Source organism: Geodermatophilus sp. SYSU D00867, from assembly GCF_054050315.1.
In genome coordinates this window covers 95657-109354 of the sequence record NZ_JBJGZC010000002.1, presented here as the reverse complement: position 1 = coordinate 109354, position 13698 = coordinate 95657, and the positions used below count along the sequence as shown (strand labels likewise).

Genomic DNA, 13698 nt, shown 5'->3' with positions numbered 1-13698 from the left:
TCCGGGCGGGCCTGGCGGCCGCGGCTGTGACGATCCCGCGCGCACGGCGGGGGCTGCACCCGCCGGCGGTCGACGGGGGTCGAGATGAGCCAGCCCGGATCGTGGGACCCGTTCGCCGGCGCGGCGACGCCGTGGCCACCGGCCCAGCCGGAGCCGCCCGCGCCGGCGGGCCCCCGGAGGTGGCGCGGCCTCGCGGTCGGCGGGGTCGTCCTGCTGCTGCTCGGCGTGCTCGTGCTCGGCGCCGGCATCGGCTGGACGACGCACGCCGCGGTCGACCGGCCCGACCTCGCCGACACCACGGTGCAGGTGGTCGACGCGCCGACCGACGACGCGGGCACCGCCGCCGAGGTGCCCGACGTCCGCGGCCTGGCGCTGGTCGACGCCCGCCAGGCGCTGGCCGACGCCGGCCTCGACCCCGCCGCGCTGTCCACCGTGGACACGCCGTCGGCGCTGCCCGCGGGCAGCGTGGTGCGGCAGGACCCGGTCGCCGGCAACCCGGGCGCCGGACCGGTCACCCTCTACGTCGCCGTGTCGGGCACCGTGCCGGCGCTCGTGGCCACCGACGGCGACGCCGCCGTCGCCACGCTGACCGAACTCGGCGTCGCCGCGCGGGTCGTGCGGACCTACGACCCCGCCGTCGCCGAGGGCACCGTGCTCGCGCTCGACCCGCCGGCCGGGAGCCCGCTGCCGAAGGAGGTGCAGCTCACCGTGGCCGGGCCGCCGTCGAGCGTGTTCCTCACCGACCTCGACGCCGAGGGCGGCTGCGGCACCGGCGAGGCCGCCAGCAACGGCACCCCGTACGCGCACGCGCTGTCCTGCTCGGCCGGCTCCTCCCCACGGCAGACGACCTACCTGCTCGACCGGCTGGGCACCACGGTCGAGGGCACCGTCGGCGTCCTCGACCGCGGCGACGCCGGATTCACCGGCTCGGTGGTGGTCCGCGGCGACGGGCGGGAGCTGTTCCGCGCCGACGTCCGCTTCGGCGCCGCCACCCCGTTCGCCGTGCCGGTCGGCGGGGTGCTGCAGCTGACCGTCGAGGTGGTGGCGACCTCCGCCACGAGCGGGACGGTCGTCCTCGGCGACCCGCGCGTCGTGGGCGCCCCCGACGCCATCGACGCCCTGGCCGGCTCGTGAGGACGCTGCGCGCGGCCGCCGTCGCGCTGCTGCTCGTCCTCGCCGGCACCGGCCCGGCGGCCGCCGCGCCCGCCGACCGCTCGACCCTGCCGGTCGACGCCCCGGTGATGCTGGTCGTGGACACGTCGGGGTCCATGGCGGAGTCCGACGACGAAGGCACGGTCAAGATCGAGGGCGCGAAGACCGCGATCCTCGAACTGCTCGAGGAGCTGCCGCCGTCGAGCCGGATCGGCATGCGAACCTACCCCGCCGGCGCCGGCGACTGCGGCACCGGGCACCTCGACGTCGACGTCGCGCAGCGGGACCCGCGGGCGATGAGCGCCGTGGTGCGGGCGCTGCGGGCCGACGGCGGCACGCCCACCGCCGAGGCGCTGCAGGCGGCGGCCGACGACGTCCGCGACGCCGGCTTCGGCGCGGCGACGATCGTGCTGGTCAGCGACGGCGAGAGCACCTGCGACCCGCCGTGCCCGGTCGCGCAGCGGCTGGTCGACGAGGGCTTCGACCTGACGGTCAACACCGTCGGCTTCCGCATCGACGACGCCGGCGCCGACGAACTGCGCTGCATCGCCGACGCCACCGGCGGCACCTACACCGACGTCCGGGACTCCGCGGAACTCGGCGAGCGGCTGGCCGCCACCCAGGCGCCGCGGCTGACCCTCGACGTCGACGCCCCGGCCACGTACTCGCCGTCGTCCAGCGCGGCGATCACGGCCACCGCGACCGTCGCCAACGACTCCGCCGTCCTCGCGCGCGACGTCCGGGCGTCGCTGGTCTTCGACCCCGGCGCCGACGGCGGCAGCCCGACGGTGCTGCGGCCGCTGCGGGTGCTCGGCAACGTCGCCGCCGGCGGCACGACGACGGTGTCGTGGACGGCGTACCCGTCGCTGGACGGCGGCGGCGGGCCCACGCAGTTCGACTGGACGCTGCGGGTGTCCGGCGCGCAGGTCCGGCCGCAGCAGCAGTCGGGCAGCATCTCGGTGCGCGAGTTCTCGCTCGCCGACGCGGCGCCGTGGCTGCAGGACACCCGGCACGCCGTCGTCCTGGGCGACTCCTACAGCTCCGGCGAGGGCGCCGGCGACTACGACCGCGGTGCCGGCCGCTGCCACCGCAGCCCGCACACCTACGCCGAGCAGCTGCTGCCCGACGCGGAGGTCACCAACCTCGCCTGCTCGGCCGCCGTGATCCAGGACTACCGGGAGCCGCAGGCCGACCGCGACGTCCGGTCGCAGGCCGCCCAGCTCGACGACGTCGACGACTACGACCTGGTGCTGATGACGATGGGCGGCAACGACATCGGCTTCGAGGACATCGTGGTCGACTGCGCGGCGGAGGAGCACTGCGGCGGCCGGCTCGGCGACCGGGGCTGGTGGACCCAGCGGCTGGCCGACCTGCAGACCGACCTGCGGCACCTCTACGAGGAGGTGCTCGCCGACACCGGCGTCGCGCCCCTGGTGGTGCTCCCCTACGTCGGCGTGGTGCCCACGGGCGCCGTGGGCACCGGGTGCAGCGGCACGACGGCCACCGTCTACGGGGTCAAGAGCCTGCGGTTCGACGAGGACGAGCTGCGGTCGGTGCAGTGGCTGCTCGGCGCGCTCAACGGCGCCATCGAGGGAGCGGTGCGAGCGGTCGGCGACTCGCGACTGCAGTACGCGGCCGACGTCGTCGAGGCGGTGCGCCCGGCCCACACGATCTGCTCCGAGGACCGCTGGATCGTCGGCCTCCCCGACCGGGGCAGCAACGCGCTGTCGGGCCTAGCCGCCGAGGCCAAGCAGGAGCTCGTGCACCCGACCGCGGACGGCTACCGCGCGATCGCGGCGGCGCTCGCCCGCTGGTCGCACTCGGTGCCCGACCCGCGCGAGGGGGCGCGGCCGCGGGAGCACCACCACACCTGGGTGGACGGCGTGGCCCGGCTCTACGACGACTGGTTGGCGCAGGACGGGTCGGTGGACCTGCAGGACGGCGCCGACCCGTTCACCGTCGACCCGGGTGCGGAGCTGAGGGTGCGGTCGGGCGGGTATGAGCCGAACACGCCGGTGCTGGTGGTGGTGCGCTCGACGGCGCAGACCCTGGCCTCGGTGTGGTCCGACGACCGGGGCGCGGTGGACGTCGTCGTCACGGTGCCGCGGACGCTGGCGCCCGGCGACGACCACACGCTGACCGTCTCGGGGACCGCCGCCGACGGGACGCCGCTGGAGCGGTCGGTCGGGATGACCGTCGGGTCGCCGCCCCTGACGCCGGGCCTGCTGCTGGCCGGGCTCGGGCTGGTGCTCGCCGCGACCGGTGCGCTGGTGGTGCGGCGGGCGCTGCGCCGCCGTCGCGCAGACTGAGCCCGTGACCGCAGGACTGCACCGCTCCCACCGCGTGGCCGGCGCGCTCGTCGGGGCGGCCGTGGGCGACGCGCTCGGGGCGCCGTTCGAGTTCGGCCCGGCCAGGGCGTTCTCCGCCCGCTTCCCCACGGACGCGCGTGGATCCACCACCGAGATGTGCGGCGGTGGGTCGCTGGGGTGGGAGCCGGGCGAGTTCACCGACGACACGCAGATGGCGCTGCTCGTGGCGCAGTCGCTGGTCGAGCGGGACGGGCTCGACGAGGCCGACGTCTTCGACCGGTTCGCGGCCTGGGCGGCGGCCGGTCCGCCGGACGTCGGCGTGCAGACCCGGGCGGTGTTCGACTCCGGGCTGCCCTGGGACCGCGCGGCGGCCCGGCACTTCGCGCGCACCGGACGCGCGGCCGGCAACGGCTCGCTCATGCGGACGACGCCCGCCGCCATCTGGTTCTCCCGGTCCGGCACCGCCGCCACCGTGGACGCCGCCCGGCGGCTCTCGGCGCTCACCCACGGCGACCCGGCGGCCGGCGAGGGCTGCGCGGTCTTCCACGAGCTCGTGCGGGTGGCGCTCGACGGCGGCGACCCGCTGGCCGCCGTCCCCGCGGCGCTCGCGCTCGTCGCGGACGAGCACCGCGACCGCTGGGCCGCCGTCCTGGCGCCGGACTGGGAGCCGTCGATGGCGACCGAGTCCAACGGCGCGGTGTGGCCGACGCTCGGCCAGGCGCTGTGGGCCCTGCGGCACGGGCGGGACTTCGCGCACGTGCTGCGGCTGGTGGTCGACCTCGGCGGCGACACCGACACGGTCGCCTGCGTGGCCGGCGGGCTGGCCGGCGCGGTGTACGGGATGGGCGGCATCCCGATGCGCTGGGCGTCGGTGGTGCACGGCCGGGTGCCCGGGCACGGGGACCGCGTGTGGCGGCTGCCCGACCTGCTGCCGCTGGCCGCCGCGCTCGACGGCAAGGAGTTCTTCCAGGCGGAGACGGGCGTCATCCCGCGGATCGGCCCGGCCGAGGTGCTGCCGGGCATCTGGGCGGGCAACCTCGACGGCGCGCGGTACTCCGAGGAGGACTTCGCCGTCATCAGCCTGTGCCGGCTGGCCGAGCCGTTCCCGCACACGCTGCACCGGATGGCCTACATCGCCGACAACAGCCACAACGTCGACGTCGACGTCGTCCTGGCCGACGTGCTCGACGACCTCGCCGCCCTGCGCGCCGAGGGCCACCGGGTGCTCGTGCACTGCCACGGCGGGGCGTCGCGGACCGGGCTGGTGCTGCGCGCCTGGCTGGTGCGCGAGCACGGGATGACGCCGGAGCAGGCGACGGCGCACGTCGCCGAGCGCTGGCCGCACCTCGGGCTGTGGAACGAGTCGTTCACCGCCGCACTGGAACGCCTCGCGGCTCAGCGGTAGTCAGACGTCGGTGACCCGGATGGCCAGCAGGTCGCTCACCTCGACGGGACGACCGGCGTCGACGACCAGCTCCAGCCGGTGCCGGCCCGGCCGGTGCACGAGGCGCGGACCCGCGTAGCAGGGGACGTCCGCCGCGGCGGGACCGGCGTGGTGCACGCACTGGAGGGCACCCGCCGGCGAGGCGGACCCGGCGGGTCGACGGGGCGGGAGGTCGAGCACGAAGACCAGGGGACGTGCGGGGTGGCGCTCGTCGTCGCGGTGCACCCAGATCGGGAAGCCGAGGTCGGCGTACGGCCGGAAGGCGGGCTCCTGCTCCGGCGGGAGTCGCCCGCGGAGCCCGATCCCGAACGGGCTGGCACCCGTCGTGGCCCAGTCGGCCCGGCGGTCCAGCCGCAGCGGGTTGTCCCGCGCCTCGGCACGGTCCTCGACCCACGCCAGCTCCAGGTAGTGCCCGGCCAGGAGGAGCCGCCGGTTGCGGGTGCCCTGACCCGGGTGCGCCGTCCCGGCGTCGAGCTCCCAGCCGGCTGCGGTCAGCCGCGGCGCCCAGGTGTCCTCCGGACCGACCATGCAGAGCACGTGGTCGAGCTCGAGCACCGTCCCAGTGTGCTGCCGCGCCGCGCGGGGAGCGTCATCCCCCGCGGACGACACCCTCCCGCCCCCTTCGGCCGACCTGGCTCGGCGGGCGCCGGATGGGACAGATCAGCGCGGTGGCTGAGCGGGTCAGGCGGGTGGGGCGGTGTGTGAAGTGGTCGGCCGGCGTCCTCCACCTGCATCCGGGCCGGCGCAGCGCGTCCGCCACCCCGGCACGCCGAGGGCCCGGGTCCCCGGCGTCAGTCCGTGCCGGACGGCGCAGGAGGTCCGTAGACGTCGGAGCGGTGCGCGATCCGGACCACGAGGATCTGCCGCCGGGCCTCGTCGACCTCGATGAGGACCCGGTAGTCCCCTCGCCGGGCGCTGCGCAGTCCGGTCAGCTCCCCGGTGAGGGGCTTGCTGAGCCGCACCGGGTTCTCGGGCAGGACGACGGTCAGGAACTCGACGACAGCCATGACCACCTTGGCGGGCAGGCGGCCGAGCTGGCGCCGCGCCGCCGAGGAGACACGGAGCCCGTACGGCGCGGTCACCCGTCGAGGCCGAACTCGGCTCTCAGCTGCTCACCAGGGGTGGTCTCGTCACTCTCGTCCTCGGCGCGGGCCCGCTCGACGTCCTCGCGGACGCCGGGCTGCGAGAGCCAGTACAGCGTCTCGTGCAGCGAGTCGAGGTCCTCCTTCGCCATGAGGACGGCGGCCTCCCGTCCGTGACGGGTGATGGTCACGATCTCGTGGGTCTTCTCGGCCGCCTCGACCAGCGCCGACAGCCGGTCCTTGGCCTCGCTGAGCGGGATGGTCGTCACGGATCGACTCTAGCCCGAAGTCTGGCCAGATCGCCTCGGATGGTTCACGGCCCCCGATCAGACGCCGGAGGTGGCCCGGCCGGCCGGGCGGCGGGTCGGGCGGATCGTGCGCGCGGCCGAGCGGGCCAGGCGGATCGGCCCGGTGTCCCAGATCTTCTGCACCGGCTCGTCGACCGGAGCCGCGGGCTGCGGCACCGGGCGGGCGGCCTCCTCGGCCTCCACCTGCGCCTGGGCGAGCGCGGCGAGGTGGCGGGCGCGGATGGCGGCCTTCTGCCGGTCCAGCCGCTCCTGCTCGGCCATGACCAGCATCTCCTCCTTGGCCTCGGCCACGGTGCGCCGGGACTGCTGCTGCATCTCCTCGATGTCCACGTCGCCGCTGTCGCGCAGCGCGGCGAGCTTGTCGTAGGCGGTCGGCGGGCCGAAGTTGAGCAGCACCTTCATGAGCACCGGCAGGATCTCGACGCACATGAACAGCAGCGACAGCATGAACTTCGCCGCGGCGAGCGTGGCGTTGCGGTCGCTGAGCCGGTCGAGCGCCTCCAGCCGCAGGAGGATGCCGCCGGAGCCCTCGTTGGTGGCGTCGAACGCGGCCTGCAGCCGGTCCAGCTCGGCGGTGAGCCGGGCCAGCTCGGCGGAGTCGGTGGCCAGCGAGGCGGCGGCGAGGTCGGCACTGCGCGACTCGGCGTCGGACGCCGCGTCCTGCGCGTCGTCGAGCGCCGCCCGGGCCGAGGCGACGACGCCGGCCTGCGCGTCGGCGGCCGCGCGGGCCTGCACGTAGGCGTCGCCGGTGCCGGGGTCGCCGGTGCCGCAGGTGCCGTCGAGCTCGCACTGGGCGCGCGCCTCGAGGTCGCGCTGGGTGGCGAGGGCTGCGTCGTAGGCGGACTGCTTCGCCGCGACGTCGGCCTGCACCGCGGCCAACGCCGGGTCGCTCTGCCCGCCCGTGGCGACGACGTCCTGCCCCTGCGTCACCCGCTCCTGCAGCTCGTCGAGGCCGGCGAAGCGCGCGTCGGCCTCCAGCGACTGCCGGTACGCGTCCGCGGCCTCGGCCTGCATGACGGTGATCTCGGCGTCGATCTCCTTGTGGAACACCTGCAGCGTCAGGGGCGTCGCGACGACGACGCCCAGGATCAGCGCCAGCCCCACGCGCGGGACGGCGAGGGCGAGGTTCCGCTTGAGCGAGGCGTCGTGCGCCATGCCGACGAGCAGCATCCGGTCGAGGTTGACCACGACGGCGCCCCAGCCGAGGCCGAGCACCAGCGCGAACGGCCACCAGACGCCGAGGGCCATGTGCAGCGCGAACGACGCCGAGGCGACGGCGAGCCCGCCGGTGCTGAGCAGGACCCCGCCGAGCGCGGCGAACCGCGGCCGCGCGCCGGGCGCCGCCTCGAGCAGGTCGGGCCGCGCGCCGCCGAGGACCGCGAGGCGGTCCTGGAGCCGTCGTCGTCCAGCCATGTCGTGCACTCCCCGAGCGCCGGGGGTCGTGGTTCGTCCGCCGCTCCCCCGAGGCATCGGCAGTCCCGCCGGTGGTCAGGACCCGGTCGTCACACGCGTCCCACGCCGCCCCCGACGGCGCGGAGCAGGACCGTGGTGACGCCGGCACCGCGGGCCACCACCACGCCGTCGCGCCCGAGATGCCCGACGGGCTCACCGGCCGTCGGCTCGCCCGCGAACCGGAGGCGGAGGTGGTGTTCGAGGACGTCGACCGCCGTCGTCATGAGGGTCGGCGGGTCCGGGACGGAGTAGTCGTTGCCCTCCCACACGTGCCACACGCCGCCGACCCGGGTGAGGCGGGGCCCGTTCCGGACGTCGTCGAGGGGGACCTCGCAGCGGTACTCGTCGACGGCGAGCGGGCGGAGGTGGCGCAGCCGGTCGACCAGGGCGCGCGTCTCGTCGTCGACCGGCGGCACCCACCCCCGGTAGCCGACCCGCGGCGGCGTGGCGACCAGCTCCGCCGGCGTGAGGGCGGCGAAGCCGGAGAAGGCACGGGCGCCGTGCAGGTCGGCGAAGGTGGCCCGCAGGCGGCCGGCCTGGCGGACCTCGACGCGGCCGTCGGCTCGTTGCACGAGGTCGAAGCGCCAGGCGTCGGGGTGACGGTGCACCGAGGAGCCGAAGCGTTCGGCGATCAGGAGCTCGATCTCGGCGAGCGCCTCCGCCTCCATCTCGAACCACTGCTCCCCCCGGTCGAAGCGGTCGACCTGGTAGAGCCCGTCGTCGCGCCGGAAGACGACGCTGCGGGCCTCGATGTCGCCGAGGTGGATCTCCCGCCCCTGGGGGACCACCACCGTCGCCCCGCGCTCGACGTGGTCGCCGTACCGCTCCACGAGGGCCGTGAGCTGCTGGTCCGGCGTCTCCATGCCGCCACGCTACGGAACTGGCCGACTCCGCTCCGGCGTGTCGTTGGTCACCCTGCCTGACCTCTCGGCAGCCAGTGGTGGGCCGGCTCGGGACCGAGGGGGAACCGCATGTGGAAGACCGTGACCACGGCGGCGCTGGCGTCGGCGATGCTGCTGGCGGGAGGGACCGCCGCGCAGGCGATCACGGGCAAGTCCACCGAGGACTTCGAGCACGAGTACGTGGGGCTCGCCGTCTTCTTCGACGCCGAGGGCGATCCCGGCCACCGCTGCTCGGGCAGCCTGCTCACCGACACCGTCTTCCTGACGGCGGGGCACTGCGTGACGCTGGACGACGAGGGCACCGTGGCGACCAGAGCGCGGGTGTACTTCGAGCAGGACGTCCAGGCCCTGGGGCCGCCTGTCCGACCAGCGGCGGCGTCGTCTCGACGCAGGTCCACTCCTACGGCTACACAGGTCTGGGCGACATCCCGGAGACCGAGGACGCCGGCGACTGGTCCTCGACGGGTCGATCGAGGAGTCGGACCACGACGTCGACGAGTACGCCTCGCTGGCCACCGCCGGTTCGCTCGACAGCTACGAGGCGGCACACCCCGGCCACTCGGCCACCACGACGGTCTCGGGCCACGGCGTGCAGGAGAGCAACGGCAGCCGGACCGGGAGCGGCTGACCGCCGAGAGCTCCATCGTCGGGCCGAACGGCACCAACGCCGGCGGCTACAACGTGAGTCTGTCGACCAACCCGGGCAACGGGCGCGGCGGCACGTGCTTCGGCGACTCCGGCGGCCCGGTCCTCGTGGGTGACACGGTGACCGCGGTGAACTCGTTCGTGATGAACGGCGCCTGCGCCGGCACGGGCTTCGGCTACCGGGTCGACCAGCAGCCGTTCCTCGACTGGCTGCAGACGACGGTCAGCGCGGAGTGGAACGAGATCGAGTTCGTCACCCTCTGACGCACTCCTGACAGAGGCCGTCCCGCCGCTTGTGGGGTCATGCTCGGCCTTCTGGGGTCCGGCAGCACCCCTGGTGCATGGACCCGGCTCCAGCGGCCGTGCCGGCGACACGCTCCTGCGGCCTCCTGCCACCTCTTGCGGCGCTGCACGACCGCAAGAGGGCACACGACACCGCAAGACCGTCTGGGTGCGAAGGGGCTCGGGGAAGCCGGACGCAAGGGGCCCGCAAGGGCGGGGCCGGAGGGTGCGGGCAACAGCCCACGCACCCCAGGAGCTCTCCCCCATGCGCTCGTCCCGTCCCGGCGCCGCCGCGCTGCTCGCCTCCGCCGTCGTCGCGGCCGGCTGCTCGACCCACGTCGTCGGCGTCGCCGAGCCGGCCGGGCCGGCCGCCGCCGGACCGCTCACCGAGGTCCTCGGCCGGGTGGAGGTCGACGCGGACGTCGAGGGGCACGTGCGCCTCTCCGACGTCGCCGCGACCCCGGACGGCGGCTTCGTCGTCCTCATGACCGGCGACCTCGCCGGCAACCACCGCAGCGTCCTGGTCGAGCTCGTCCCCGGCGACGGCGGCCTGGTGGTCGGCACCGTGACCGAGGGGCCGCCCGCCCTCGACCTCGGCGAGGTGCACGTCGCGCCCGACGGCACGGTGGTCGCCCTCGCGCCGATCGTGCCCGCCGACACCAGCGGCGGCGGCCGCGAGCAGGACCTCGCCCTCGCCGTCCTCGAGCCAGGCAGCGACGAACCGGACGTCCGGCGCATCGCCGCCGACGCCGAGCTCGGCACTCCCGACACCGGCACCGGCGTCCTCTCCCCCGACGGCACGACGCTGCACGCGAGCCTGCAGTGGTACGTCGACGGGGACACGGTCAGCCGGCTGGCCACCGTCGACGTCGCCACCGGCGAGGTCACCGCGAGCGCGTCGCTGCAGGTCGAGACGCCGGGCCGGGCGGTCGCGCGGGACGTCGCCCTGCGTCCCGACGGCGGCCTGGCGGCACTGGTGACCGTCGACCGCGACGCGGAGGGTGACGTCGACGGCGTCGTGCTTGCGCAGTACGACGCCGACCTGCTGCCCGCCGGCGAGCCGGTGGAGCTGGTCGAGGAGGAGCAGAGCACCGGCTACGCGCTGGCCGTGCTCGCCGACGGGACGGCGGTCGCGTCGGTCGTCGCGGGCGAGTGGGACACCGGCGAGCCGCGGCTGGTGACCGTCCGGGACGGTGCCGTGCAGGCCACCGCGGTCCTGCCCGGCTCGGGCACCGACCTCGCGGTCGAGCCGGGCGGGCGGCACGTGTACCTCGTGCACGGGCGGCCGGGGGCCGGCGTCGGCCTGGCCACCGTCGAGCTCGCTACTGGCGAGACCGTCGCCGACGTCGAGCCGTGCCCGGCCGGGATCCCCGCGCCGCTGGCGCTCGCCGCGGACGGGCGCACGGTCGCCGCCACCGTCGCCTGCGAGCAGGACGAGAACCTCGCCGCCGACCTCGCCGTCCTCGTCGGCTGAGGACGCCGGTGCCCCGGCCGCGCGAGGCGGCCGGGGCACCGGGTCGTGCAGGGGAGGCGGTCAGACCGAGACGGTCTCCCGCTCGGGCTGCGGGTCCTCGTCGGACGACGCCGCGGGGACCTCGCGGGCGTCCTCCCGCCGCTGCGCGACGACGCTGGCGACGACCGCCGCGACGATGAACAGGAGCCCGGTGAGGCCGGTGACGTACTCGCTGATGTGGAACCGCAGCTCCAGGATCATGATCGTCGCGAGCACGCCGATCGCCCACATCGCGCCGTGCTCGAGGTAGCGGTACTGCTCGAGCGTGCCGCGGTCGACCATGAAGATCGTCAGCGACCGCACCCAGAAGGCGCCGATGCCGAGGCCCAGGGCGATGATCAGGATGTCGCTGCTGATGGCGAACGCGCCGATGACGCCGTCGAAGCTGAACGACGCGTCGAGCACCTCGAGGTAGAGGAAGGCGGCGGCACCGGCGCCCGCGACCGCCTTGGTGGCGGTGCCGGTGGCCGACGGCGTCGACTCCTCGTCCTCGTCGTCGTCGGACTCCATGAGCTCGTTGAGCCCGCCGATCAGCAGGTAGGTGAACAGGCCGGCGAGGCCGGAGAGCAGGACGGTGCCGTACTTGTCGTCGTCGGCCATCTGCGAACCGGTGTAGATGACCGCGAGCGCGATGACGATCGACAGGTAGGGCAGCTTGCCGGCCTTGGCCAGCGGCTTCTCCAGCCACGCGAGCCAGTGGACGTCGCGCTCCTCGTCGAACGCGAAGTTCAGGAAGATCATCAGCAGGAAGATCCCGCCGAAGGTGTAGATCGCCTCGGCGGACGCCTCGACGTTCTGCGCGTAGGCCTCCTGGTCGGTGAGCGCCAGGTCCCACACCTCGGGGATGGACAGCTGCGCCGTCACCGAGACGAGCAGGATCGGCAGCAGCAGCCGCATGCCGAACACGGCGATGAAGATGCCGACGTAGAGGAACAGCTTCCGCCACAGCGGGCTCATGTTCCGGAGGACCTTGGCGTTGACGACGGCGTTGTCGAAGGACAGGCAGACCTCGAGGACGCCGAGGACGGCGACGGCGAGGAGCGCGGCGGGACCGCCGAAGAGCACGGCGGTGACGAGGGCGGCCGCCGTCAGGAAGACGGAGAAGCCGAAGTAGCGGATCAAGGGACGCCTTTCAGGGAACCGCGCGGAGGCGGTCGCGGGTGGGAGGAGGGAGTCGGGTTACTTGCTGCCGGCCGTCCAGCGCAGGCCCCAGCCGTACGCCTGGTCCAGGTGGCGCTGGCTGCCCTGCAGGTAGCGCATCTCGCGCTGCACGTGCAGCTCGCCCCGCTGGTTGGTCAGCATGGCGATGGCGCAGAAGCGCGCGTTGTCGGCGTGCTCGTCGAGGTCGACGGTGATCTCACTGTCGTTCTGGGCGGACAGCGTCACGACACCTCGAGCCGCGGCCCAGTGCGGGGCGCCGTCGTAGATGTACGCGAACACCAGGATCCGCCTGATCTCGTCGAGGTGGTCGAGGTTGACGATGAGGTTCTCGCCACCGGCGTTCCTGCCCGAGCGGTCGTCGCCGTCGAGGAGGACGTAGGGCGGGGAGTCGAGGTCGCCGAAGGCGTTGCCGAGCGCCTGGACGACGCCCTTGTCACCGTCGGTGGTCTCCCAGAGGCAGCCCAGGTCGAGGTCGACCGCCTTCGCCTTGCCGAAGAACCCGCGTCCCGGGCGCTGGTCCCAGTTGAGGTTGACGCGCATCCGCCCGCGGGCGCCCTGCGCCTTGGACAGCGAGACGGACGGCGCCGCCTTGGTCAGCGCGACCTTGCCGAGGGAGACCCCGGCCGGCTTCTGCTTCGGCGGGCGGGTGTAGTCGATCATGACCTGCCTGTTCTGAGGAGGAAGGGCTCAGGCCGGCGGTCCGGCCCCGCGCTCGTCGCCGCGGGGCCAGACTGCCGAGGGCCGGGTCAGGCGACGTTGACGCCGAAGTCCTGCGCGATGCCGCGCAGACCGGAGGCGTAGCCCTGGCCGACGGCGCGGAACTTCCAGTCGCCGTTGTGCCGGTAGAGCTCGCCGAAGACCATGGCGGTCTCCATGGAGGCGTCCTCGGTGAGGTCGTAGCGGGTGATCTCCCGGCCGGTGACCTGGTCGACGACGCGGATGAACGCGTTGCGGACGCCGCCGAAGTTCTGCCGGCGGTTGTCGGCGTCGTGGATGGAGACCGGGAAGACGATCTTCTGGACGAACTGCGGGACGGCCGTCAGGTCGACCTGGATCATCTCGTCGTCCCCGTCGCCCTCACCGGTCAGGTTGTCGCCGGTGTGGAGGACGGAGCCGTCGGGGCTGCGCAGGTTGTTGTAGAAGACGAAGCCCGAGTCGTCCGGGGTCACCCGGCCGCTGGCGTCGAGCATGATCGCCGAGGCGTCGAGGTCGTACTCGAAGTCGGAGAACGTGTTGACGTCCCACCCGAGACCCACGTTGACGGCGCGGAGGCCCGGGGCCTCCTTGGACAGCGAGACGTTCCCACCCTTGGCGAGGACGACGGTCATGGTGTTCTTCTCCCGTGGTGTTCGCGGCTGCGGAGGCGGCGGGTCACCGCACCGCGCGGCGCGGAGCCGGTCGATCCGGAACGGTGGCGGACCGGCTAGGGATGCTGCCGCACCGGAACC

13 protein-coding genes are annotated in these 13698 nt (G+C 74.6%); 5 read left to right on the top strand and 8 right to left on the bottom strand.

What is annotated here, in order from left to right:
- Positions 1-84 precede the first annotated feature (84 nt).
- The 3 genes from ACI8AK_RS02605 to ACI8AK_RS02595 are packed head-to-tail and all read left to right on the top strand — an operon-like array spanning position 85 to position 4866.
- Positions 85-1134, top strand: a complete 1050-nt coding sequence (locus ACI8AK_RS02605; RefSeq protein ID WP_456955034.1) for a PASTA domain-containing protein — start codon at positions 85-87, stop codon at positions 1132-1134.
- A complete protein-coding gene (locus tag ACI8AK_RS02600) occupies positions 1131-3461 on the top strand; it encodes a GDSL-type esterase/lipase family protein (protein ID WP_456955033.1) in 2331 nt (776 codons plus the stop codon). The genes ACI8AK_RS02605 and ACI8AK_RS02600 overlap by 4 nt, the downstream gene beginning before the upstream one ends.
- Before the next feature lie 4 nt (positions 3462-3465).
- A complete protein-coding gene (locus ACI8AK_RS02595; protein ID WP_456955032.1) occupies positions 3466-4866 on the top strand; it encodes an ADP-ribosylglycohydrolase family protein in 1401 nt (466 codons plus the stop codon).
- On the opposite strand, the gene ACI8AK_RS02590 is transcribed toward ACI8AK_RS02595, so the two are convergent.
- The 5 genes from ACI8AK_RS02590 to ACI8AK_RS02570 form a co-directional block, all read right to left on the bottom strand.
- Complete coding sequence (locus ACI8AK_RS02590) at positions 4867-5460, bottom strand: VOC family protein (protein WP_456955031.1); 594 nt, start codon at positions 5458-5460, stop codon at positions 4867-4869. It lies immediately after the preceding gene.
- Positions 5461-5696: 236 nt separating this feature from the next.
- On the bottom strand, positions 5697-5987 hold the full coding sequence (locus ACI8AK_RS02585) for a type II toxin-antitoxin system RelE family toxin (protein ID WP_456955030.1): 291 nt from the start codon (positions 5985-5987) through the stop codon (positions 5697-5699).
- A complete protein-coding gene (locus ACI8AK_RS02580) occupies positions 5984-6256 on the bottom strand; it encodes a type II toxin-antitoxin system Phd/YefM family antitoxin (protein WP_456901863.1) in 273 nt (90 codons plus the stop codon). The genes ACI8AK_RS02585 and ACI8AK_RS02580 overlap by 4 nt, the downstream gene beginning before the upstream one ends.
- Before the next feature lie 57 nt (positions 6257-6313).
- Complete coding sequence (locus ACI8AK_RS02575; RefSeq protein WP_456901864.1) at positions 6314-7708, bottom strand: DUF4407 domain-containing protein; 1395 nt, start codon at positions 7706-7708, stop codon at positions 6314-6316.
- Between the two features lie 89 nt (positions 7709-7797).
- A complete protein-coding gene (locus ACI8AK_RS02570; protein WP_456955029.1) occupies positions 7798-8610 on the bottom strand; it encodes a hypothetical protein in 813 nt (270 codons plus the stop codon).
- 108 nt (positions 8611-8718) lie between these two features.
- Between ACI8AK_RS02570 and ACI8AK_RS02565 the strand changes: the two genes are divergently transcribed.
- Together ACI8AK_RS02565 and ACI8AK_RS02560 are read left to right on the top strand one after the other, a co-directional pair.
- Positions 8719-9558: a trypsin-like serine protease gene (locus ACI8AK_RS02565; protein WP_456955028.1), complete on the top strand. Its 840-nt coding sequence runs from the start codon at positions 8719-8721 to the stop codon at positions 9556-9558.
- Between the two features lie 283 nt (positions 9559-9841).
- Complete coding sequence (locus ACI8AK_RS02560) at positions 9842-11050, top strand: hypothetical protein (protein WP_456955027.1); 1209 nt, start codon at positions 9842-9844, stop codon at positions 11048-11050.
- A gap of 60 nt (positions 11051-11110) precedes the next feature.
- Here the strand turns inward: ACI8AK_RS02560 and ACI8AK_RS02555 are convergent, their stop codons facing one another.
- The 3 genes from ACI8AK_RS02555 to ACI8AK_RS02545 form a co-directional block, all read right to left on the bottom strand.
- Complete coding sequence (locus ACI8AK_RS02555; RefSeq protein WP_456955026.1) at positions 11111-12211, bottom strand: DUF475 domain-containing protein; 1101 nt, start codon at positions 12209-12211, stop codon at positions 11111-11113.
- A 57-nt stretch (positions 12212-12268) separates the two neighbouring features.
- Complete coding sequence (locus ACI8AK_RS02550; RefSeq protein ID WP_456955025.1) at positions 12269-12910, bottom strand: TerD family protein; 642 nt, start codon at positions 12908-12910, stop codon at positions 12269-12271.
- A gap of 86 nt (positions 12911-12996) precedes the next feature.
- The gene (locus ACI8AK_RS02545) at positions 12997-13578 is read right to left on the bottom strand and encodes a TerD family protein (protein ID WP_387988761.1); all 582 of its coding nucleotides are present in this window, start codon (positions 13576-13578) and stop codon (positions 12997-12999) included.
- Positions 13579-13698 lie beyond the last annotated feature (120 nt).